The 20,155-nt window shown below is 73.8% G+C and carries 21 protein-coding genes; 11 read left to right on the top strand and 10 right to left on the bottom strand.

What is annotated here, in order from left to right; all coding sequences use genetic code 11:
* Window positions 1-14 precede the first annotated feature (14 nt).
* Window positions 15-1,001 (bottom strand): helix-turn-helix domain-containing protein, encoded by a 987-nt coding sequence (locus AKI01S_RS20700; protein WP_067820232.1) that lies wholly within the window; start codon window positions 999-1,001, stop codon window positions 15-17.
* Window positions 1,002-1,118: 117 nt separating this feature from the next.
* Between AKI01S_RS20700 and AKI01S_RS20695 the strand changes: the two genes are divergently transcribed.
* From AKI01S_RS20695 to AKI01S_RS20670, 6 genes are all read left to right on the top strand, one after another.
* Window positions 1,119-2,039: an NADP-dependent oxidoreductase gene (locus AKI01S_RS20695; protein ID WP_067820228.1), complete on the top strand. Its 921-nt coding sequence runs from the start codon at window positions 1,119-1,121 to the stop codon at window positions 2,037-2,039.
* Window positions 2,040-2,159: 120 nt separating this feature from the next.
* Window positions 2,160-3,065: an ABC transporter ATP-binding protein gene (locus AKI01S_RS20690; RefSeq protein WP_067820327.1), complete on the top strand. Its 906-nt coding sequence runs from the start codon at window positions 2,160-2,162 to the stop codon at window positions 3,063-3,065.
* Window position 3,066: 1 nt separating this feature from the next.
* A complete protein-coding gene (locus AKI01S_RS20685; protein ID WP_067820226.1) occupies window positions 3,067-3,807 on the top strand; it encodes an ABC transporter permease in 741 nt (246 codons plus the stop codon).
* A 13-nt stretch (window positions 3,808-3,820) separates the two neighbouring features.
* Entirely contained in the window at window positions 3,821-4,975 is a 1,155-nt protein-coding gene (locus AKI01S_RS20680; RefSeq protein ID WP_067820223.1) for a sensor histidine kinase, read from the top strand.
* Window positions 4,968-5,594 (top strand): response regulator, encoded by a 627-nt coding sequence (locus tag AKI01S_RS20675; RefSeq protein WP_067820220.1) that lies wholly within the window; start codon window positions 4,968-4,970, stop codon window positions 5,592-5,594. Before AKI01S_RS20680 ends, AKI01S_RS20675 begins: the two co-directional genes overlap by 8 nt.
* A gap of 306 nt (window positions 5,595-5,900) precedes the next feature.
* Window positions 5,901-7,529: an alpha-amylase family glycosyl hydrolase gene (locus AKI01S_RS20670; protein WP_067820217.1), complete on the top strand. Its 1,629-nt coding sequence runs from the start codon at window positions 5,901-5,903 to the stop codon at window positions 7,527-7,529.
* Between the two features lie 8 nt (window positions 7,530-7,537).
* Here AKI01S_RS20670 and AKI01S_RS20665 read toward each other — a convergent pair whose 3' ends face one another.
* Window positions 7,538-8,815, bottom strand: a complete 1,278-nt coding sequence (locus AKI01S_RS20665; RefSeq protein WP_067820215.1) for an ABC transporter ATP-binding protein — start codon at window positions 8,813-8,815, stop codon at window positions 7,538-7,540.
* A 188-nt stretch (window positions 8,816-9,003) separates the two neighbouring features.
* On the opposite strand from AKI01S_RS20665, the gene AKI01S_RS20660 reads away from it, so the two are divergent.
* Window positions 9,004-9,438, top strand: coding sequence for a DUF6196 family protein (locus tag AKI01S_RS20660; RefSeq protein ID WP_067820211.1), 435 nt, complete (start codon window positions 9,004-9,006; stop codon window positions 9,436-9,438).
* Between the two features lie 40 nt (window positions 9,439-9,478).
* On the opposite strand, the gene AKI01S_RS20655 is transcribed toward AKI01S_RS20660, so the two are convergent.
* From AKI01S_RS20655 to AKI01S_RS20630, 6 genes are all read right to left on the bottom strand, one after another.
* On the bottom strand, window positions 9,479-10,222 hold the full coding sequence (locus AKI01S_RS20655; protein WP_067820208.1) for a copper homeostasis protein CutC: 744 nt from the start codon (window positions 10,220-10,222) through the stop codon (window positions 9,479-9,481).
* Window positions 10,219-11,166, bottom strand: coding sequence for an asparaginase (locus AKI01S_RS20650; RefSeq protein ID WP_067820205.1), 948 nt, complete (start codon window positions 11,164-11,166; stop codon window positions 10,219-10,221). The genes AKI01S_RS20655 and AKI01S_RS20650 overlap by 4 nt, the downstream gene beginning before the upstream one ends.
* Window positions 11,167-11,175: 9 nt before the next feature.
* Entirely contained in the window at window positions 11,176-12,078 is a 903-nt protein-coding gene (locus tag AKI01S_RS20645) for an amino acid ABC transporter permease (protein WP_083999941.1), read from the bottom strand.
* Window positions 12,075-12,719, bottom strand: coding sequence for an amino acid ABC transporter permease (locus AKI01S_RS20640; RefSeq protein WP_067820202.1), 645 nt, complete (start codon window positions 12,717-12,719; stop codon window positions 12,075-12,077). The genes AKI01S_RS20645 and AKI01S_RS20640 overlap by 4 nt, the downstream gene beginning before the upstream one ends.
* Window positions 12,720-12,738: 19 nt before the next feature.
* Window positions 12,739-13,671 (bottom strand): glutamate ABC transporter substrate-binding protein, encoded by a 933-nt coding sequence (locus AKI01S_RS20635; RefSeq protein WP_067820200.1) that lies wholly within the window; start codon window positions 13,669-13,671, stop codon window positions 12,739-12,741.
* Between the two features lie 73 nt (window positions 13,672-13,744).
* Complete coding sequence (locus AKI01S_RS20630) at window positions 13,745-14,473, bottom strand: amino acid ABC transporter ATP-binding protein (RefSeq protein WP_083999939.1); 729 nt, start codon at window positions 14,471-14,473, stop codon at window positions 13,745-13,747.
* 116 nt (window positions 14,474-14,589) lie between these two features.
* Between AKI01S_RS20630 and AKI01S_RS20625 the strand changes: the two genes are divergently transcribed.
* Window positions 14,590-15,747: an ROK family protein gene (locus AKI01S_RS20625; protein WP_245681708.1), complete on the top strand. Its 1,158-nt coding sequence runs from the start codon at window positions 14,590-14,592 to the stop codon at window positions 15,745-15,747.
* A 64-nt stretch (window positions 15,748-15,811) separates the two neighbouring features.
* Here AKI01S_RS20625 and bioB read toward each other — a convergent pair whose 3' ends face one another.
* Both bioB and AKI01S_RS20615 read right to left on the bottom strand, forming a co-directional pair.
* Window positions 15,812-16,876: a biotin synthase BioB gene (gene bioB, locus AKI01S_RS20620; protein ID WP_067820194.1), complete on the bottom strand. Its 1,065-nt coding sequence runs from the start codon at window positions 16,874-16,876 to the stop codon at window positions 15,812-15,814.
* Between the two features lie 145 nt (window positions 16,877-17,021).
* On the bottom strand, window positions 17,022-18,233 hold the full coding sequence (locus AKI01S_RS20615) for an ABC transporter ATP-binding protein (RefSeq protein WP_067820191.1): 1,212 nt from the start codon (window positions 18,231-18,233) through the stop codon (window positions 17,022-17,024).
* A 129-nt stretch (window positions 18,234-18,362) separates the two neighbouring features.
* Between AKI01S_RS20615 and AKI01S_RS20610 the strand changes: the two genes are divergently transcribed.
* From AKI01S_RS20610 to AKI01S_RS20600, 3 genes are all read left to right on the top strand, one after another.
* On the top strand, window positions 18,363-19,403 hold the full coding sequence (locus AKI01S_RS20610; protein WP_067820188.1) for a LacI family DNA-binding transcriptional regulator: 1,041 nt from the start codon (window positions 18,363-18,365) through the stop codon (window positions 19,401-19,403).
* Window positions 19,404-19,412: 9 nt separating this feature from the next.
* Window positions 19,413-19,853, top strand: coding sequence for an Lrp/AsnC family transcriptional regulator (locus AKI01S_RS20605; RefSeq protein WP_083999935.1), 441 nt, complete (start codon window positions 19,413-19,415; stop codon window positions 19,851-19,853).
* A gap of 81 nt (window positions 19,854-19,934) precedes the next feature.
* Window positions 19,935-20,155 (top strand): hypothetical protein (locus AKI01S_RS20600; protein ID WP_157419973.1); only part of this gene is annotated, 221 nt, incomplete at its 3' end.

Raw genomic sequence — 20,155 nt, 5'->3', positions numbered from 1 at the left:
CCGCGGCGGGGCGGTCAGGCGGGGAGGACGTCGCCGGTGCCGTCCGGGGAGCCGCCGGCGCGCCGGCGGCGGAAGGTGCGGCGGTAGGAGTCGGGGGGCACGCCGACGGTGCGGTTGAAGTGACGGCGGAGCGTGGTCGCGGTGCCCATGCCGGTGGCCTCGGCGATGGCGTCCACGCTGTCGTCGGTGGTCTCCAGGAGTTCCTGGGCCCGGCGGATCCGCTGGGTCAGCAGCCACTGCAGCGGCGTGGTCCCCGTCATCGACCGGAAGTGGCGGCCGAGGTGGCGCGAGCTCATGTTCGCCTGGCGGGCCAGGTCCTCCACCGTCAACGGCTGGTCCAGGCGCCGGGCCGCCCAGGCGAGCAGATCGCTCAGGGGGTGGTCGTGCCGTTCGGGAACCGGGGTGGCGACGAACTGGGCCTGCCCCCCGGGCCGGTGCGGCGGGACGACCAGCCTCCGGGCGACCGCGTTGGCGACCACCGAGCCGTGGTCGCGGCGGACCAGGTGCAGGCACAGGTCCATCGCGGCGGCCTTGCCCGCGGAGGTGAGCACGCTGCCGTTGTCGACGTAGAGCACGTCCGGGTCGACCTCGATCCGCGGATGGCGGGCGGCCAGCGCCTCGGTGTGCGCCCAGTGCGTGGTGGCGCGCAGCCCCTCCAGCAGACCGGCGGCGGCCAGCACGAACGCGCCCGTGCAGAGGGAGGCCACCCGTGCTCCGGCCTCGTGGGCCGCGCGTACGGCGTCCACGAGGTCCGCGGGCGGGTCCGTGTCGACGTCGGCCCAGCCGGGGACGATCACGGTGTCGGCCAGCGCGAGCCGGTCGAGGCCGCCGTCGGGTTCGAGGAGGAAGCGGCCGTCGGCCCGCACGGCGCCCGCCCCGCAGATGACGGGCTCGTACCAGTCCTCGACCGAGACCGGCGGTGGGGAACTGAAGAGTTCGTAGGCCAGGGCCAGCTCGAAATGCAGGATCCCGTCGGCGACGGCCACCGCGACTGTGCTCACGTCCGGAATTGTACACATCATGTCGTTCCGGACACTCGTGCGGGTGTCCGGGTGGTCGCGACGATATCCGGGTGAATCCGTGGGACACGGTTTCCGGCGTTGCGGAGGGGGAGTGACATGCAGGCCGTCAGCCAGGACGTTCTCGGCGGACCCGAGGTGTTGAAGGTGGTCGAGACGGAGCGACCCGTGCCCGGCCCCGGCGAGGTGCTGGTCAGGGTGCGCGCGGCGGGAGTCAACCCGACCGACTGGATCCACCGCGCCACGGGCCTGATCCTGGGCGAGCCGCCGTTCGTGCTCGGCTGGGAGCTGTCGGGGGTGGTGGAGTCCGTCGGGCTGGGCGTGACGATCCACCGGCCGGGCGACGAGGTGTTCGGCATGCTGAAGTACCCGTACGGGAACGGAGCGCACGCCGAGTACGCGGTCTCGGCGGCCCGCCACCTGGTGCGCAAGCCCGCGGGCATCGACCACGTGCGGGCCGCGGCCATCCCCCTGGCCGCGCTCACCGCCTGGCAGGCGCTGGTGGACACCGCCGGACTGCGGCGGGGGCAACGGGTGCTGGTCCACGCCGCCGCGGGCGGGGTCGGCCACCTGGCGGTGCAGATCGCCAAGGCGCGCGGCGCGTACGTCGTCGGCACCGCCAGCGCGCCCAAGCACGACTTCGTCCGCGGGCTGGGCGCCGACGAGGTGGTCGACTACACGACGGCCGACTTCGCCGAGGTCGTGCGGGACGTGGACGTCGTGCTGGACGCCGTCGGCGGCGAGTACGGGCCGCGCTCGCTGCGGACGCTGCGCAGGGGCGGCGTCCTCGTCTCGATCGTGAACCACGTCAGGGACCTCGACGTGGACCGGTACGGGGTCCGCGCCGAGGAGATGCTCGTCGAGGCCGACCACGCGTCCATGAAGCAGGTCGCGGCCCTGGTCGAGGCGGGACGGCTGCGCGTCGCGATCGACTCGGTGTTCCCGCTGGCGGACGCGGCCGGGGCGCACGAGCGCGGCGAGACCGGCCGCGTCACCGGCAAGGTCGTCCTGACGGTCTGACGCGGACCGGCTCCCCGGGTGTCGCGCTCCCGTCGTAGGGCGGCATCAACCGATCGGCGGATGGCAGGACGAGCGCCCTGGCCGATGTGGCCGGGCGCCGTCCGGGGCGATCCTCGGACCATGCCCATCATCGAAGTCAACGGCCTGCGCAAGGCCTACGGCGGCCGTCCCGTGGTGGACGGCGTCGCGTTCGCCGTCGAGGAGGGGGAGGTCTTCGGGATCCTCGGCCCGAACGGCGCCGGCAAGACCACGACCGTCGAGTGCGTGGAGGGCCTGCGCGAGCCCGACGCCGGCGCCGTCCGCGTCGCCGGTCTCGACCCGCGCGGCGACCGCGACGAGCTCACCGGGATCCTCGGCGTCCAGCTCCAGGAGAGCGAGCTCCAGGAGAAGCTGACCGTCCGGGAGGCCCTGGAGCTGTACAGCGCCTTCTACCCGGACCCGGCCGACTGGCGCGAGCTCGCCGAACGCCTCGGTCTCACCGGCAAGCTCACCACCCGCTTCGGCCGGCTGTCCGGCGGCCAGAAGCAGCGCCTGTTCATCGCCCTGGCCCTGGTCGGCCGCCCCCGGGTCGTCGTCCTGGACGAGCTGACCACCGGCCTCGACCCGCGCGCCCGCCGCGACACCTGGAAGCTGATCGAGGAGATCCGCGACTCCGGCGTCACCGTCCTGCTCGTCACGCACTTCATGGAGGAGGCCCAGCGGCTCTGCGACCGGATCGCGGTGTTCCGGCAGGGCCGCGTCGCCGCCCTGGACACCCCCGCCGGCCTGATCCGCCGCAGCGCCGGCAGCACCGTGATCTCGTTCGCGCCGTCCCGGCCCCTCGACGACGGCGAGCTGACCGGCCTGCCCGAGGCCACCACCTTCGAACGCCGCGACGGCCGTGTAACCGTCCACGGCACCGACACGACCGTCAACGCGGTCATCTCCCTGCTCGCCCGCCACCAGATCACCGCCCACCAGCTGCGGGTCGTCGACTCCACACTGGACGACGCCTTCCTCCAGCTCACCGAAGACCAGGAGGACTGACGTGTCCGCGTCCACCGCCGTCCTGCGGGCCGAGCTGCGGCTCTTCCTCCGCGAACCGTTCAGCCTGTTCTGGATCGTCGGCTTCCCCACCGTCCTGCTGACGATCCTCGGCCTGATCCCCTCGTTCCGGGAGCCGGACCCCGACCTCGGCGGGAGCCGGGTCATCGACCTGTACGTCCCGGTCAACGTGCTGCTCGCCATGATCATGGCCGGAATCCAGGCGCTGCCGCCGGTCCTGTCCGGCTACCGCGAGCGCGGCATCCTGCGCCGCATGTCCACCACGCCCGTACGGCCCGCCTCGCTGCTGGCCGCGCAGATCGCCCTGCACTTCGCGGCCGCCCTGGTCTCGGCGCTGCTGGTCGTCGCCGTCGGCCGGATCGCCTTCGACGTGGCGCTGCCCGGCCACCCTCCCGGCTACCTGCTGGCGCTCCTGCTCGGCGCCCTCGGCGCGCTCGCGATGGGCGCCGCGGTCACCGCGGTCGCCCCCACCACCAAGGCCACCACCGTGCTCGGCTCGATCGTCTTCTTCCCGATGATGTTCCTGGCGGGCGTCTGGGTCCCGGTCCAGGCCATGCCCGGCCCGCTGCGGAGCGTCGTCGAGTACCTCCCGTTCGGCGCCGCCTCCCAGGCCCTCGGCCGGGCCGCCGAGGGCGGCTGGCCCGACTGGACGCACCTGGGCGTCACCGCCGCCTGGGCGGCCGTGCTGATCGCCGCCGCCGTGCGCTGGTTCCGGTGGGAATAGGGGAGAATGTCGCATGGCGACGATCCAGGAGCAGTGGGAGCGGTTCTACCGCTGGGGGCCGTTCGGCCTGCTGTTCCTCGCGACCCTGCTGGCGCTGCCCATCCGGGAGGAGGTCATGTCGCCCGCGGAACAGCGGACGGCGGTACCCCTCGTCCTCACCGCGCTGGCCTTCCAGCTCCTGCACGTCGCCGCCCGGATCCCGGGTCCCGTCTACTACTGGACCCGCACCGCCCTCGCCTTCGTCCTGTCCTGGCTGAACCCCTTCTACTGCGTCTACGCCGTCCTCGGGTACTTCGACGCCCAGCGGTACCTGGCCCGCCGCCCGGTCATGGCCGGACTGTTCGTCACGGCGGTCATCATGTCGGGCGCCCAGTCGGGCGGGCTCCCGCCGAAGAGCCTCGGCCAGGTGGCCGCCTTCGGCGGCCTCCTGACCCTGAACGTCGCGCTCGTCTTCATCTTCGGCAACCTCGCCGACCGGGAGGCCGAGCACGCCCGCGTCCAGGCGGAGGTCATCGCCGAACTCGAACGGACCAACACCCGCCTGGAGCAGGCCCTCGCCGAGAACGCCGGACTCCAGGCCCAGCTGCTCGTCCAGGCCCGCGAGGCCGGCGTCAACGACGAGCGCCGCCGCCTGGCCGCCGAGATCCACGACACCCTCGCCCAGGGACTGACGGGCATCGTCACCCAGCTCCAGGCCGCCGAGGAGAGCGAGCACGTCCGCCGCGCCATCGACCTCGCCCGCGCGAGCCTGCGCGAGGCGCGCCGCTCGGTCCAGGACCTCGCGCCCACCCACCTGGAGCACGACACGCTGCCCGTGGCCCTGGAGAAGGTCACCGACGGCCGGGCCCTCCTCACCATCACCGGAACGGTGGAACCCTTGCACGACGAGATCGAGGCCGCCCTCCTGCGCATCGCCCAGGAGGCCCTCGCCAACGCCGTCCGCCACGCGCACGCCGGCCGCATCGGCGTGACCCTCTCCTACATGGACGACGAGGTGACCCTCGACATCCGCGACGACGGCCGCGGCTTCACCCGCCCCTCCGGCGGCTTCGGCCTGACCGCCATGCGCGAACGCGCCGCGCGCGTCGCCGGCACCCTGGAGATCGAGTCCGGACCCGGCCGGGGCACGGCCGTCTCCGCCCGCGTACCGTTGATCCGCCATGGCTGACATCACCCTGCTGATCGTCGACGACCATCCCGTCGTCCGGGACGGCCTGCGCGGCATGTTCGCGGCGACCACCGGCTTCACGGTGCTGGCCGAGGCCGCCGACGGCCGCGAGGCCGTGGCCCTCGCCGACCGGCTGCGCCCCGACGTCGTCCTCATGGACCTGCGGATGCCGGGCGGCGGCGGGGTGGAGGCCATCACCGAGCTGACCCGCCGCGGCCTGCCCTGCAAGGTCCTCGTCCTCACCACCTACGACACCGACGCCGACACGATCCCGGCGATCGAGGCCGGCGCCACCGGCTACCTGCTCAAGGACGCCCCCCGCGACGAGCTGTTCACCGCCGTGCGCGCCGCCGCCGAGGGACGCACCGTCCTGTCCCCGGCCATCGCGTCCCGCCTGGTCTCCCGCGTACGCGACCCCCGCGACAGGTCCCTGACCGCCCGCGAACTGGAGGTCCTGCGCCTGGTGGCCCGCGGCACCAGCAACCCCGAGATCGCCACCGAGCTCTTCATCAGCGAGGCCACGGTCAAGACCCATCTCACCCACATCTACGCGAAGCTCGGGGTCAAGGACCGGGCCGCGGCGGTGGCCACCGCCTACGACAGGCATCTCCTGCCCTAGGATCGGGGGCTTTGCCTGGAAAACATGATCAGTGGCTGATAGGTTCCCATCGCGCGAGGCGTGCACGTCCGACCGCACCCTCCACGCCGGTGCCCCCGCCGGGCATCCGGACGGAGTTCGGTGACCCACCTCACGGGCCGGGAGGCCCGGTCGTGGGTCATCCTTCTTCCTGAGCGTGGAGCGCCGCCCCCACACCGGGCGGCTCCCCTGTCCGAAAATCTCCATCGGGTCTTCCGCGCCGGTCCCGCCGGCCGATCCTCCCCGCCGCAGGTAGGACTTCCTGCTCTCGTTCGTGAGGAGAACACAGTGACCGCAGGCGACAGATGGTGGCGAGACGCCGTCGTCTACCAGGTTTATCCGCGGAGCTTCTCCGACGGTGACGGCGACGGGCAGGGCGACCTGGCCGGGGTGCGCTCCCGCCTGCCCTACCTGGCGGACCTCGGGGTGGACGCGATCTGGCTCAACCCCTTCTACCCCTCCCCGCTGGCCGACGGCGGCTACGACGTGATCGACTACCGCGCCGTCGATCCCCGCTTCGGCACGCTGGAGGACTTCGACGCGCTCGTCGGCGCCGCCGCCGACCACGGCATCCGCGTGATCATCGACATCGTCCCCAACCACTGCTCCAGTCGGCACGAGTGGTTCCAGGCGGCGCTGGCGGCCGGACCGGGGAGCCCCGAGCGGGAACGGTTCATCTTCCGCGACGGGAAGCCCGACGGGTCACCGCCCAACAACTGGTACTCCATGTTCGGCGGCCCCGCCTGGACGCAGGTGGAGGACGGGCAGTGGTACCTGCACCTGTGGGACTCCACCCAGCCCGACTTCAACTGGCGCTGCTCCGACGTCCCCCTGTACTTCGAGGAGGTGCTGCGCTTCTGGCTCGACCGCGGGGTGGCCGGGATCCGCGTGGACGTGGCGCTCGGCCTCTTCAAGGCCGCCGACCTGCCCGACCTCCTGCCCGACATGCCGCCGGTGGGCCCCGGCGTCCCCTACGTGGCCCAGCCCGAGCTGTTCGAGACGTTCGCCGCCTGGCGCAAGCTCCTGGACTCCTACCCGGCGGACGAGTTCCCCGGCGCGCGGGCCGCGGTCCTGGAGGCCTGGTACGACGACCCGGACTTCATGGCCCCGTACATGGCCAAGGGCCAGCTGCACCAGGTGTTCAACCTCGGGTTCATGGACACGCCGTGGCGCGCCGGGAACCTCCGGCAGGCGATCGACCGCGCCCTGGAGATCTGCGGGGACTCCGAGACGCGCGCCCCCTGGGTCCTGGAGAACCACGACTTCCGGCGCCTGGTGACCCGGCTCGGCACCGACCAGGAACTCATCCTCAACCCCACGTTCGACTACCACGGGGGCAAGATGGAGGTCGACCTGGAGCTGGGCGGCAGGCGCGCCCGGGCGGCCGCCCTGCTGCTGCTGGCCCTGCCGGGGTCGGCCTACGTCTACCAGGGGCAGGAGCTGGGCCTGAACGAGGTCTTCGACATCCCCGACGACCGCCGGCAGGACCCCCTGTTCGCCAACACCGGAGGCGTCGTCGTCGGCCGCGACGGCTGCCGGGTGCCGCTTCCCTGGGACGGCGGGGAGCCGCCGTTCGGCTTCACGGCCGGGACCGGCGACACCTGGCTCCCCCAGCCCGCCTCCTGGAGCGGCCTGACCGTCGAGGCGCAGCGGGCCGACCCCGGGTCGATGCTGGAGCTGTACCGGACGGCGATCCGGCTGCGCCGGTCCCTGCCCCAGCTGGGCGACGGGGAGCTGACCTGGCTCCCGTCGGACCCGGACGTGCTGGCCCTCGGCAGAGGGGACGGTTTCGTGCTGACCCTCAACCTCGGCGGCGGCCCCGTGCCGCTCCCCGAGGGCGAGACCGTGCTGGCCAGCGGTGAGCTCCAGGACGGGCTGCTGCCCCCGGACACCGCCGCCTGGACGCTGCTGTCCTAGCGGCCGCCCTAGCGGCCGTTGGAGGCGATGCGGCGGCCGTCGGCGTCGAACAGCAGCAGCCGGTCCAGGTCCACCGCCAGCTCCACCTGCTCGCCGGGCTGCGGACGCGTCCCGGCGGGCAGGCTGAACATCAGGTCGGAGCGGCGGTGCTCGCCCTCGTGCTCGGGGGCGGGCTCCGGTTCGGCGGCGCCGCGGCCGAGCAGGTCGCGCAGGCGCGCGGCCAGGCGTCCGGAGGAGAGGTTCCCGGCCGCCCGCGCCGCGACGGGCTCGGGCGGGCGGCCGAACGCGTTGGCGTCCACGGTGGGGATGCCCGCCTCGGCGTAGGCCAGCCAGTGGTCGCCGTGGAACTCCACCGCGCGCACCCGCCCCGTCAGGACGGGCCCGGGACCGCCGGGCGGCGCGAGCGTCAGGACGTCGGGCCGGACCCCCACCACGACGGGCATGCCGTGGTGGCCGATCAGCGCGGCGGCGCGCGGGTCCCGCCAGGGGACGGTCAGCCGCTGCGGGCCGAGCTCCAGCACCATCCCGGCGTCCTGCACGGACCAGGCGGTGGCCTGGAGCAGGTTGACCGGCGGGGAGCTGAGGAACGCCGCGACGAACACCGTCGCGGGGTCCCGGTAGAGCCGCTCGGGGGCGCCGACGTCCTCCACCGCGCCGTCGCGCAGCACCGCGATGCGGTCGGCCATCGTCATGGCCTCGACCTGGTCGTGGGTGACGTAGACGGTGGTGGCGCCGGTCGAGCGCACCAGCGAGGCGATCTCCACCCGCAGCTCGGTGCGCAGCACCGCGTCCAGGCTGGACAGCGGCTCGTCCATCAGGAACAGCGCGGGCTCGCGGATCAGCGCCCGCCCCATCGCCACGCGCTGCCGCTGCCCGCCCGACAGCGTGCGCGGCAGCCGGTCGATCAGGCCCGCCAGGCCGAGCAGCCGGGCCAGCTCCACCACCCGCTCCCCGGCCTCGGCGGGGTCGTCGCCCGCCACCCTCAGCGGGAACATCAGGTTGCCCCGGACGGTGCGGTGCGGGTACAGCGCCCCGTTCTGGAACACCATCGCGACGTTGCGGTCGCGCGGCGACAGCTCGTTGGCGATCCGGCCGCCGAGCAGCAGGTCGCCGGAGGTGATCTCCTCCAGCCCGGCGATCATCCGCAGCAGCGTGGACTTGCCGCAGCCGGACGGGCCCAGCAGCACGAACAGCTCGCCGTCGGCGATGTGCAGCCGCACGTTCCGGACGGCGTGCACCCCGCCGGGGTACACCTTCCCGACACCGTCGAGCACCACATCGGTCATGAGTCCGCCTCGCGCTAGCCGCTGCGCTGGTGGGACATCCCACCGCGAGAGCGTCGCGGTTGTCCAGCCCCCCGCCGGGCCGGGTACGGCCAACCACCCCGCGCCACCCGGAATCAGTGATCGCGAAGCGGTGTTGTCCGGGCTGCGGCCGGACGGCCGCGCCCCGCGACGGCAAGGAGATCCCACCGATGGTCAGTGTCAGCAGGGAGACGGCGGAGCAGACCGAGGAGCGCCTGCGCCGCGTGATCGCCCAGGCGGATCTGCTGGTGCACGACGGCGCCTGGCGCTTCGAGGAGTCGCCCCTGGACCGTCCGCCGGCCCTCACCGCCGACACGCTGGCCGTGGTCCGCGACGAGGAGAGCTGGAGCAGGCTGGTGCCGGCCGAGGGGGAGGGCGGGGACGCCGAACGCTTCGGGGTGTTCTCCTTCCACTTCCCCGAGGGGCTCGACAACAGCGGCTTCGTCGGCTGGCTGGCCGGGCGGCTCAAGGCGAGCCTGGGGACCGGGGTGTTCGTCGTGTGCGGGAGCAACCGCGACCGGGGCGGCATCTACGACCACTGGGGCTGCCCGGCCGACCTGCTCGACGAGGCCGTCGCGGTCGTCGAGGCGCTGCGCGCCGGCTGACCGCCGCCGGGGGCCGCGGACGGGCGGCCCCCGGCGGCGCTCAGCCCGCGGCCCGCAGGACGGTGGCGATGGCGCCCGCGGTGGTGACGCGCCGCCGGTACTCGGGCTGGCGGAGCTCGCCGCCCATGAACGGGCGGGGGTTGCGGTGGACGGCCGGGCTCGGCTCGTCGGTGAGCGCGGCGAAGTGGATCTCGCGCGCGCCGGTCGCCGCCAGGATGCGGCCGATGTTGCGGTCGGTGACGCCGCCGCCGGGCATCACGACGATGCGGTCGCCCGCGCGTTCCACCAGTTCGGCGATCAGCGGCGCGCCCTCCAGCACGCTCACCTCCTGCCCGGAGGTCAGCACCCGGTCCACGCCCAGGTCGACGAGGGTCTCCAGGGCGGCGAACGGGTCGGCGGCCATGTCGAAGGCCCGGTGGAAGGTGATCGGGAGCCCGCCGGCGGCGGCGATGAGGCGCTCGGTCACCGGACGGTCGACCTCCCCGGCGGCGGTGAGGGCGCCGATCACCACGCCGTGCACGCCGGCCTCCCGCAGGAGGGCCACGTCGTGCTCCATGGCCGCGACCTCGTACTCGTCGTAGATGAAGTCCCCGCCGCGCGGGCGCACGATGGCGTGCACCCGGATCGACGACACGGCCGCCAGGGCGGCGCGGACCGTGCCGAGGGTCGGGGTGAGCCCTCCCTCGAACAGCGCCGCGCACAGCTCCACGCGGTGGGCGCCCGCGCGTTCGGCGGCCACGGCGCCCGCGACGCTGTCGATGCAGATCTCGTAGGTGAGGCTCACTGGTGTCCTTCCGGAGTGGTGCGGATCTCGCCCACCGGACGGCCGCCGCCCAGGACCGGGACGGTGGCCAGCGCGGCGGCCGGGGAGGTGTCGGCGCCGAGCGCGGCGAGCGCGCGCAGCGCGATGGCGGTGGTGGCGCGGGGGCTGCCGTCGATGACCTTCACCGCGACGGCGTGGCCGGCCGCGGTGGCGGCGACCAGCACGCCCTCCGCGCCGCCCTTGGCCAGGCTTCCGGGCAGCGCCCGCATGAGCTCGGTGTTGACGTGGCCGGTCCCGCCGACGTACTCGGGGTGGGCGCGCATGGCGTCGGCGACGGCGCGGGACGGCCCGTCCTGCGCCAGCGCCAGCGACCGGATCGCGCGCGCCAGCCCCACCAGGGTCAGCCCGAACAGCGGGGCGCCGCAGCCGTCCACGGCGACGGGGGAGGGGGACTCGCCGGCGCAGTCGCCCATCGTGGTGCGGACGCCCTGCTGGAGCGGGTGCTCGGGGTCGAGGTAGGTGTCGGTCGGCCAGCCGTTGGCGGCGCAGGCGGCGAGCATGGCGGCGTGCTTGCCCGAGCAGTTCATGCGCTCGCGCGACTCGCCCGCCCCCGCCCTGATCAGCGACGCCCTGGTCGGCTCGTCCTCGGGCCAGGAGGGCGGGCAGCGCAGCGCGCCGGCGCCGAGCCCCGCGTCCGCCAGGATCGCCTCCACGGTCTTGACGTGGAAGTCCTCACCGGTGTGGCTGCCCGCCGCGATCGCGAGGCGTTCGCCCGCCAGCGGCGCGCCCGCCGCCAGGCAGGCCACGGCCTGGAACGGCTTGGTCGTGGAGCGCGGCAGCACGGTCTCGTGCGCGTGTCCCCGGGAGTGGGCGAGCGTGCCGTCCGGGGCGAGCCCGGCGACGCTTCCGTAGTGGCGGCTCTCGACGAAGCCGTTGCGGACGACCTCGGCCAGCACTTCGTACATCTGGATCCTTCAGAGGGTGGGTCGGGCCGTCGGGACGGCGTCGGCGGACGTGCCGGCGGAGGTGCCGGCACCTCCGCCGGTGGCGGCGCGGGCGGCGCGGGACGGGCGGGTGCGCTGCCGCGCCTCCAGCGTCCGCGCGACCTTCGACAGCGTGGCGTTGATGACCAGGTAGATCAGCGCGATCACCAGGTAGGTCTGGATGAGCAGGTGGTTGTAGTTGGCCAGCACCTTGCCGCTGTAGAGCAGCTCGGCGTAGCTGACGACGTAGCCGAGCGAGGTGTCCTTCAGCAGCCCGGCGGACTGGCTGACCAGCGACGGCAGGACGCGCCGCGCCGCCTGCGGCAGCACGATCATCCGCATCGCCCGGCCCCGGGTCAGGCCGAGCGACAGGCCCGCCTCCAGCTGGCCGCGCTCCACCGACCGGATCCCGGCCCGGAAGATCTCGGCGAACGCGGCGGCGTTGGACACCGACAGCGGCACGACGAGCTTCCAGAACAGCGGCAGGTCGAGCCCGTACCGGGGGAGGGCGAACAGCACGACGTACACCAGCAGCAGCGCCGGGACCGTCCGGACGACCTCGACGTAGGCGGCGCACGGCAGGCGCAGCCACCGGGAGGGCGACAGCCGGCCGAGGGCCAGCGCGGCGCCCGCCGCCATGGCCAGCGCGATCGACACCACGGCGGCCAGGGCGGTGGAGCGCAGCCCCTCCAGCAGGTAGCGCCACATCGGCCAGGTGCCGAACGGGCGCCAGCGGTCGGCGGCGAGCTGCCCGTTGTCGGCGAACTGCCGCAGCGCCAGCGCGACCAGGGCGAGCCCGGCCAGGACGGTCAGGGCGGTGGTGATCCGGATGCGCCGCCGGGCGCGCGGGCCCGGCTCGTCGAACAGCAGGCGCGAGGTCGGGGACGGGCTCATCGCAGGATCGCCAGCTTCCGTTCCAGGGTGCCGGTCGCCAGGCCGATGGCCCCCGACAGGGCCATGTAGGCCAGACCGGCCGTGACGAAGATCCAGATGGGCCGCGCCTCGGCCAGGTTGACCCGGTTGGCGGCGGCGGTCAGCTCCACCACGCCGACGGCGGCGGCCAGCGCCGTGTTCATCAGCGTCATGATCGCGATGTTGCCGAGCGGCTGGACGACCGTCCGCAGCGCCTGCGGCAGGATCACCAGCCGCAGGGACTGCGGGAACGTGAGCCCGAGCGCCCGGGCGGCCTCGCCCTGCCCCACCGGCACCGCGTTGATGCCGGACCGCACCGCCTCGGCCGTGTAGGCGCCCTGGTAGAGGGCGATCACCACGACCGAGGAGGTGAACAGCCCGGCCATGACGCCGATCTCGGGCAGCCCGAAGACGGCGAGCACGAGCCAGACCAGCAGCGGGACGTTCTGCAGCGTCTCGACGTAGACCATGCCCGCGGCGCGCAGCACGCGCACGGGGCTGACCCGCATCGCGGCCACGACGACCCCGGCGACGAGCGCGCCCGCCAGGGACAGCAGGGTCAGCCCGACGGTCAGCAGCAGGCCGTCGCCGAACTCGGAGAGGTGGTCGGTGATGACGTTCATGGCAGGGCGGGGCTCCCGGTCACTCGGAGCCCGGCGCGGACCCGATCGCGGGCGGCCGCGGGGCCTCGCCCGGCACGACCGTCCCGATCGAGTTCTTCCAGACCTTCGCCCACAGGCCGGACGCCTGGATCTGCTTGAGCCAGTCGTTGACGAACTGCTTCATCTGCGCGTCGCCGTGCTTGAGCCCGATGCCGTAGGGGTCGCTGGTGAACGGCTTGCCCTGGATCTGGACCGACGGGTCCTGCTTGGCGGTGGCCAGCAGCACGGCCTCGTCCTGGACGTAGGCGTCGCCGCGGCCCTGCTTGAGCGCCTGGACGCACTCGGGGTCGCTGCCGAACGTCACGATCTTGGCGTCCGGGGCGGCCTTCTTGATGGCCGGGATCGCCGGGGTGTTGGCGCCCGCGATGACGGTCCTGCCCTTCAGGTCGGCGGGCGAGGTGATGCCCGCGGCGCCCTTCTTGGTGGCGATGACCAGGCCGGAGCTGTAGTACGGCCCGGCGAACGCGACCTGCTTGGCGCGTTCGGGGGTGATGCTGTAGGTCTGGAACACCACGTCCACGGTGCCGTTGGACAGCAGGGCCTCGCGGGTCTCGGACGCCGAGTTGACGATCTTCACGTTCGGCTTGCCGATGATGTACTTGGCCAGCAGCCGCCCGAAGTCGGCGTCCAGCCCCTCGACCTGCTTGGTCGCCGGGTTCTGCTGGGACAGCAGCGGCGCGTCCAGCGAGCCGCCCACCAGGAGCTGACCGCGCTTCCTGATCTTCTCCATGGTGGAGCCGGCCGGCAGGTTCGCCGCGACCGGGGCCGCGGCGACCAGGTCGTCCTTGGCGCCGCCGCCGGCGCCCGGGACCGCCGGGTCGGTGCCGTCGCCGGAGCAGGCGGCCAGGCCGGTCAGCGACAGCGCGGCGACCGCGGCCACCGCGGTCCGCCGCGGCACGAGGGTACGCACCATGATCGTGAACCTTTCTCGGGTGGCGCGCCGGGACGGGCGCGCCGGTGGGACGGCTGGGGATTCCGGGAGCCGGCTAGTGGCTGAGGACCTTGGCCAGGAAGTCCCGGGCCCGGTCGCTGGCGGGGGAGTCGAAGAAGGCCGCGGGCGCGCCGGTCTCCACGACCTCGCCGTCGGCCATGAACACCACGCGGTCGGCGACCTGGCGGGCGAAGCCCATCTCGTGGGTGACGACCACCATGGTCATGCCGTCGCGGGCCAGGCCCGTCATGACGTCGAGGACCTCGCCCACCATCTCGGGGTCGAGCGCGGAGGTCGGCTCGTCGAACAGCAGCGCCTTCGGCCGCATCGCCAGGGCGCGCGCGATCGCCGCGCGCTGCTGCTGCCCGCCCGACAGCTGGGCCGGGAGCTTGCCCGCCTGCTCGCCGATGCCGACGCGGTCCAGCAGCTCCCGGGCGCGCTCCTCGGCCTCGGCGCGGGACAGGCCGCGCACGCGGACCGGCGCGAGGGTCAGGTTGTCCAGCACGGTCCGGTGCTGGAAGAGGTTGAACGACTGGAAGACCATCCCCACGTCCGCGCGCAGCCGGGCCAGCGCCCGGCCCTCGGCGGGCAGCGGCGCGCCGTCGATCCGGACCTCCCCGGCGTCCGGGGTCTCCAGCCGGTTCAGGCACCGGCACAGCGTGGACTTGCCCGATCCGGACGGGCCGATCACCACGACGACCTCGCCCCTGGCCACGTCCAGGTCCACATCGCGCAGCGCGACGTGGTCGCCGAAGCGCTTGTGCAGCCCGCGAACCTCGATCATTCGGTCACCCACGCTCTAACTTCCTTCGAAATCGAAGCCGATCTGGACGATAGAGCGTTAATTTGGAGCAAGTCAACGGATTGATGGATGAAGTTCGCGCATGCTATCTATCTGGGGTGCGCAACAACAGAGACGACGGACCGGCGGCGCTCGTGCGCCTGGTGGCGACCGGCCAGGCGGAGTCGCGGGCCGAGCTCGCCCGGCTCTCCGGGCTGGCGGCGTCCAGCGTCTCGCTGCGCGTCGAGCAGCTCATCGAGGCCGGGCTGTTCGCCGAGGAGGGCGCCGGGGCCTCGCGCGGCGGACGGCGGCCGCGCCGGCTGCGGCTCGCCCGCGCCGCGGGCGTCTTCCTGATCGCCGACCTCGGCGCGCACCACGCGCGGCTCGCGGTCGCCGACCTCGCCGGGGCCCCGCTCGCGCTGGCCGACCTGACGTGCGACATCGCCGTCGGCCCGGAGAAGACGCTGACCACCGTCCTGGACGAGCTGCGCGCCCTCGCCCGCGACCAGGGCCTGAGCGACCTGCCGGTCCGGGGCGTCGGCATCGGCCTGCCCGGCCCCGTCGACCCGGCCACCGGGCAGGTGGTGTCGCCCTCGCGCATGCCCGGCTGGAACGACTTCCCGGTGCGCGACTTCCTCGCCGGCCACGCCGCGGTGCCCGTGCTCGTGGAGAACGACGCGAACCTCATGGCGGTCGGCGAGCACCGGCACTCCTGGCCCGAGCTGGACAACCTCATGGTCATCAAGCTCGGCACCGGCATCGGCTGCGGCGTCATCGTGGACGGCCGCCTGCACCGGGGGCGCGGCGCCGCCGGCGACATCAGCCACGTCCGGATCCTGTCGGAGGCCACCGTCGACTGCTCCTGCGGCCATCCCGACTGCCTGGAGGCCCACGCGAGCGGCGCGGCCCTGGCCGCCGCGCTCGCCGGCCAGGGCATCGCGGTGGACCACCCGTCCCGCATCGTCGAGCTGGTCACCGACGGCGTCCCCCAGGCGACCAGCGCCGTGCGCACCGCCGGCCGCCTCATCGGCGACGTGCTGACCGCCCTGGTGAACTTCTTCAACCCCGACGCGCTGGTGATCGGCGGCAGTTTGTCCGGCGCCGAGCCGCTGGTCGCCACGGTGCGCGGCGCGATCTACGAGCGGTGCCTGCCGCTCGCCACCCGCAACCTGGAGATCGCCACCTCCCGCGCCGGCCGCAACGCCAGCATCCTCGGCGCGGGCCACCTGCTCCTGGACGCCTCCGGCGACTGGATCGAGCAGGCCCTCGACCGCTGAACCCTCGACCGCTGAACCCTCGACCGCTGAACCGGGGACGCGGCCCCTGGGCGCGGGGCGGAGGTCAGGCGTTCGGCGGCAGGTCGGTCCCGGCACCGCGCCTGCGCACCGCGACCCGGCCGGTGTGCCGGCGGTGCCCGGGCAGGGTGTCGGTCCCGGCGCGCTCCACCTCGAAACCGGCGTCGGCGATCATCTCCAGGTCCGCCCGGCCGGGCTGCCCCTCGCTGGTCAGGTAGTCGCCGAGGAAGATCGAGTTGACGACGTGCAGCGCCAGCGGCTGGAGGGTGCGCAGGTGGATCTCCCGGCCGCCGGCCAGCCGCACCTCCACGTCCGGGCAGACGAACCGCACCATCGCGAGGATCCGCAGGCAGCGCTGCGGCGTCAGCGTCCACGTCTCCGACAGCGGGGTGCCCTCGAACGGGATCAGGAAGTTCACCGGCACCGAGTCCACGTCCAGCCCGCGCAGCGCCAGGGCCACGTCGACCAGGTCGCCGTCGGCCTCTCCCATGCCCGCGATCAGCCCGGAGCAGGCCGACATCCCCGCCCGCCTGGAGCGTTCGACCGTGTCGACCCGGTCGGCGAACCGGTGCGTGGTGCAGATGTCGGCGTAGGCCTCCTCGGAGGTGTTGAGGTTGTGGCTGTAGGCGTGCGCCCCGGCCTCGCGCAGCCGGTCGGCCTGCCCGTCCGACAGCAGGCCCAGGCAGGCGCAGATCTCCACCCCGGGACTGGTCTCCTTGATCGCGGCGATCGTCGTGGCGACGCGCTCGATGTCCCGGTCGGTCGGCCCGCGCCCGCTGGCCACCAGGCAGACGCGCTTGGCGCCGCCGGCCGTCCCGGCGGCCGCCGCGGCGGCGGCCTGCTCGGGCTTGAGCCAGGTGTACTTCAGGATGCCGGTGTCGGACCCGAGCCGCTGGGAGCAGTACGAGCAGTCCTCCGGGCACAGCCCCGACTTGAGGTTCACCAGGTAGTTGAGCTTGACCCGCCGCCCGAACCACCGCCGCCGCACCCGCCCCGCCGCGGCCACCACGTCCAGCAGCTCGTCGTCGGAGGACGCCAGCACCGCCAGCGCCTCGTCCCGCGTGACCGACTCGCCGCGCAGCCCCTTGTCCACCAGCCCGTTCAGATCCATGCGAACGATCCTCGGGTCCGCGGCCCCCGCGGACCAAGGACCGGACCGCACAAACCCGCGCCGCCCCCGTTTGTCGTCGCGCCCGCTCCGAACGGGCCGGAGCCCCGGCCCCCGAGGGGGACCGGGGCTCCGGGCGCCGGGCGGGTCAGGAGGGCTTGTGGCCGATGGACAGGCCGCTGGCCGGGTCGAAGAAGTGCAGGCGGCGGGTGTCGACGGCCAGGTCGATGGTCTGGCCGGGGCGCACGTGCGAACGGGCGTTGACGCGCGCGGTCCACAGCGCCTTGTTGTCGATCAGCGGGATCGCGACGTCGGCGGCGTCGCCGTCGGCGGCGTCCTCGGCCAGGTCGGCGGTGTCCTTGTGCTCCACCGGCGGCGCGTCGATGGTGAAGATGACGTTGATCTCGCTGCCCAGCTCCTCGGTGACGCTGCTGGTCACCGACATCGGGGCCCACTCGGGGCTGGCGTGCGCGGCGTCCTCGAAGTCCGACGGCCGCACGCCCAGGATCAGCGTCTTGTCGAACCAGTCCTCCAGGCCCGGCCGCTCGGTGACCAGGGCGTCGGGGACCGGCAGGTCGAACCCGGCGAAGCGGATCCGCGCGCCGCCGTCGCCGCGGGTGAGCTCGGCGTTGACGAAGTTCATCGCCGGGGAGCCGATGAAGCCCGCCACGAACAGGTTGACCGGGTTGTCGAACAGCCGCTGCGGGGTGTCGACCTGCTGGAGCTTGCCCTCGCGCAGCACGCAGACCCGGTCGCCCAGCGTCATCGCCTCGATCTGGTCGTGGGTGACGTAGACGGTGGTGACGCCGAGGCGCTCGTGCAGCTGGCTGAGCGAGGCGCGCATGGACACGCGCAGCTTGGCGTCCAGGTTCGACAGCGGCTCGTCCATCAGGAACGCCTGCGGCTCGCGCACGATCGCCCGGCCCATCGCCACGCGCTGGCGCTGGCCGCCCGACAGCGCGGCGGGCTTGCGGTCCAGGAACTGCTCCAGGCCCAGCATCTTGGCGGCCTCCAGCACCTTCTTGCGGCGCTCCTCCTTGGAGGCCCCGCGCAGCTTGAGGCCGAACTCCAGGTTCTTCTCCACCGTCATGTGCGGGTAGAGCGCGTAGTTCTGGAAGACCATCGCGATGTCGCGGTCCTTGGGGGCCAGGTCGTTGACCACCCGGTCGCCGATGGAGATCTTCCCGGAGCTGATCTCCTCCAGCCCGGCGATCATCCGCAGCGCGGTGGACTTGCCGCAGCCCGACGGGCCGACCAGCACCATGAACTCGCCGTCGCGGATCTCCAGGTCGAGCCCGTTCACGGCCTTGACTCCGCCGGCGTAGACCTTGTCCACGGCCTCCAGGGTGATCCCGGCCATCCCGGCCCCCTCTCATGGAAACGTTTCCACCCTGACCTGTCCATCAGGGCTTTTGTTCATTGAGGGAATTCAATACTATGGAAACGTTTCCATGAAGAGGATGGTCCGGACATTTCCGAAAGGACGTGCATGGCGGCGACGATCAAGCAGGTGGCGGCGGCCGCGGGCGTCGGCATCGCCACGGTCTCGCGGGTGTTCTCCGGCGCCGGGCCCGTCAGCGCGGCCACCCGGGAACGCGTGCTGGCCGCCGCCCGCGAGCTGGACTACCGGCCCAGCGCCGCCGCCCGCAGCCTCAAGACCCGCCGCGCCGGCGGCCTCGGCCTGGTCGTGCCCGACGTCACCGACCCGTTCGGCGCCGCGCTGGTCGCCGGGGTGCTGGACTGCGCCCGCTCGCTCGGCGAGCACGTGCTGCTGGACGCCTCCCAGGGCGATCCCGCCCGCGAGGCCGAGATCGTCGAACGGATGCGCGCGCAGGGCGTGGGCGGGATCATCGCCGTTCCCGCCGGGGACCCCGAGACCTGGCGGCCCGTCGTCCGCGCGGGCACGACCGTGGTGTTCGCCGACCGCGCGCTGCCGGAGCTGCCGCGCGTCCCGGCGGTGCTGACCGACGACGCCTCGGGCGTGCGGTCGCTGACCGAGTACCTGGTGGGCCTCGGCCACCGCCGGATCGCGTTCCTCGGCGCCACCGGGCCGGGCCGTCCCGCCGACGCGCGCGAACGCGCCTTCCGCGCCACCCTGGAGGGGCTGCGCGTGCCGGTCGACGAGGAGCTGGTCGTCGCGGCCCGTCCCGAACGCGACAGCGCCTACGCCGCCGCGGCCGGGCTGTTGCAGGCCCGCGCCGACGTCACCGCCGTGCTGGCCGCCGGGCACCTGGTGGGCGAGGCCGCCGTGCTGGTCGCCCGCGAACTCGACCTGCGCGTCCCCGCCGACGTGTCCATCGCGATGGTCGACGACGTCGCCTGGGCCGAGCTGTGCGACCCGCCGCTGACCGCCGTCGCCCGCTCCGGCCACGCCGTCGGCTACCACGCCTGCGAGACGGCCGCGCGCGAGCCGTCCCGCCGCGCCGCGCCCGGCCCGCTGCTGCTCCCCACCGAACTGGTGATCCGCGGCAGCTGCCGCCCGCCGCGCGGCCGCTCGGTCCGTGAGGCGGGAACGCCGCGCGCACGCTAGATTTTCCGGGTGGAGGAGATCGATCGTCAGATCATGGCCCTGCTGGCCGAGGACGGCCGGATGAGCTTCACCGATCTGGCCAAGGAGACGGGACTGTCGGTGTCGGCCGTGCACCAGCGGGTGCGGCGGCTGCAGAAACGCGGGGCCATCAGGGGGTTCACCGCCCTGCTGGACCACGGGCAGATCGGCCTGGCGCTGACGGCGTTCGTGTCGATCAAGCCGACCGACCCGGCCGCCCCCGACGACGCGCCCGACCGGCTGGCCCATCTGAGCGCGATCGAGGCGTGCCACTCGGTGGCGGGGGAGGAGAGCTACATCCTCAAGGTCCGCGTCGGCACCCCCAACGAGCTGGAGGAGCTCCTCCAGCAGATCCGCGCCGCCGCCAACGTCGCCACCCGCACCACGGTCGTGCTGAGCACCCCCTGGGAGGGCCGCCGCCCCCCGCTGTGATCGTTTCTGCGGCCCGCGCCCGTTTGGGCCGGCGGTGACGGGAACCCTTTCCGGCGGAACCTTCCACGACGAGGGGACGCCATGGCACAGCCTCCGCCCGGCCCGGTCCGCACCGCGCGCACCGTGCTGCGCGTCCAGGGAACGCTGCTGGCGGTGACCTGCGCCGCGCTCGTCGCCGCCGAGGCCGTCCTGGTGGCGGCGCGGCTGGCCGAGGACTCCACCGGCCCGGCCTCGCCGGTGCCCGGGCCGGTCCCCGGGCTGGTCGCCGCCGTGGGGGCGGGCGTGGCCGCGGCGGTCGCGTT

The organism is Actinomadura kijaniata NBRC 14229 (assembly GCF_001552175.1).
GTDB lineage: Bacteria > Actinomycetota > Actinomycetes > Streptosporangiales > Streptosporangiaceae > Spirillospora > Spirillospora kijaniata.
The sequence above is the reverse complement of the archived record's forward strand: the minus strand, read 5'-3'. Positions and strand labels throughout refer to the sequence as shown.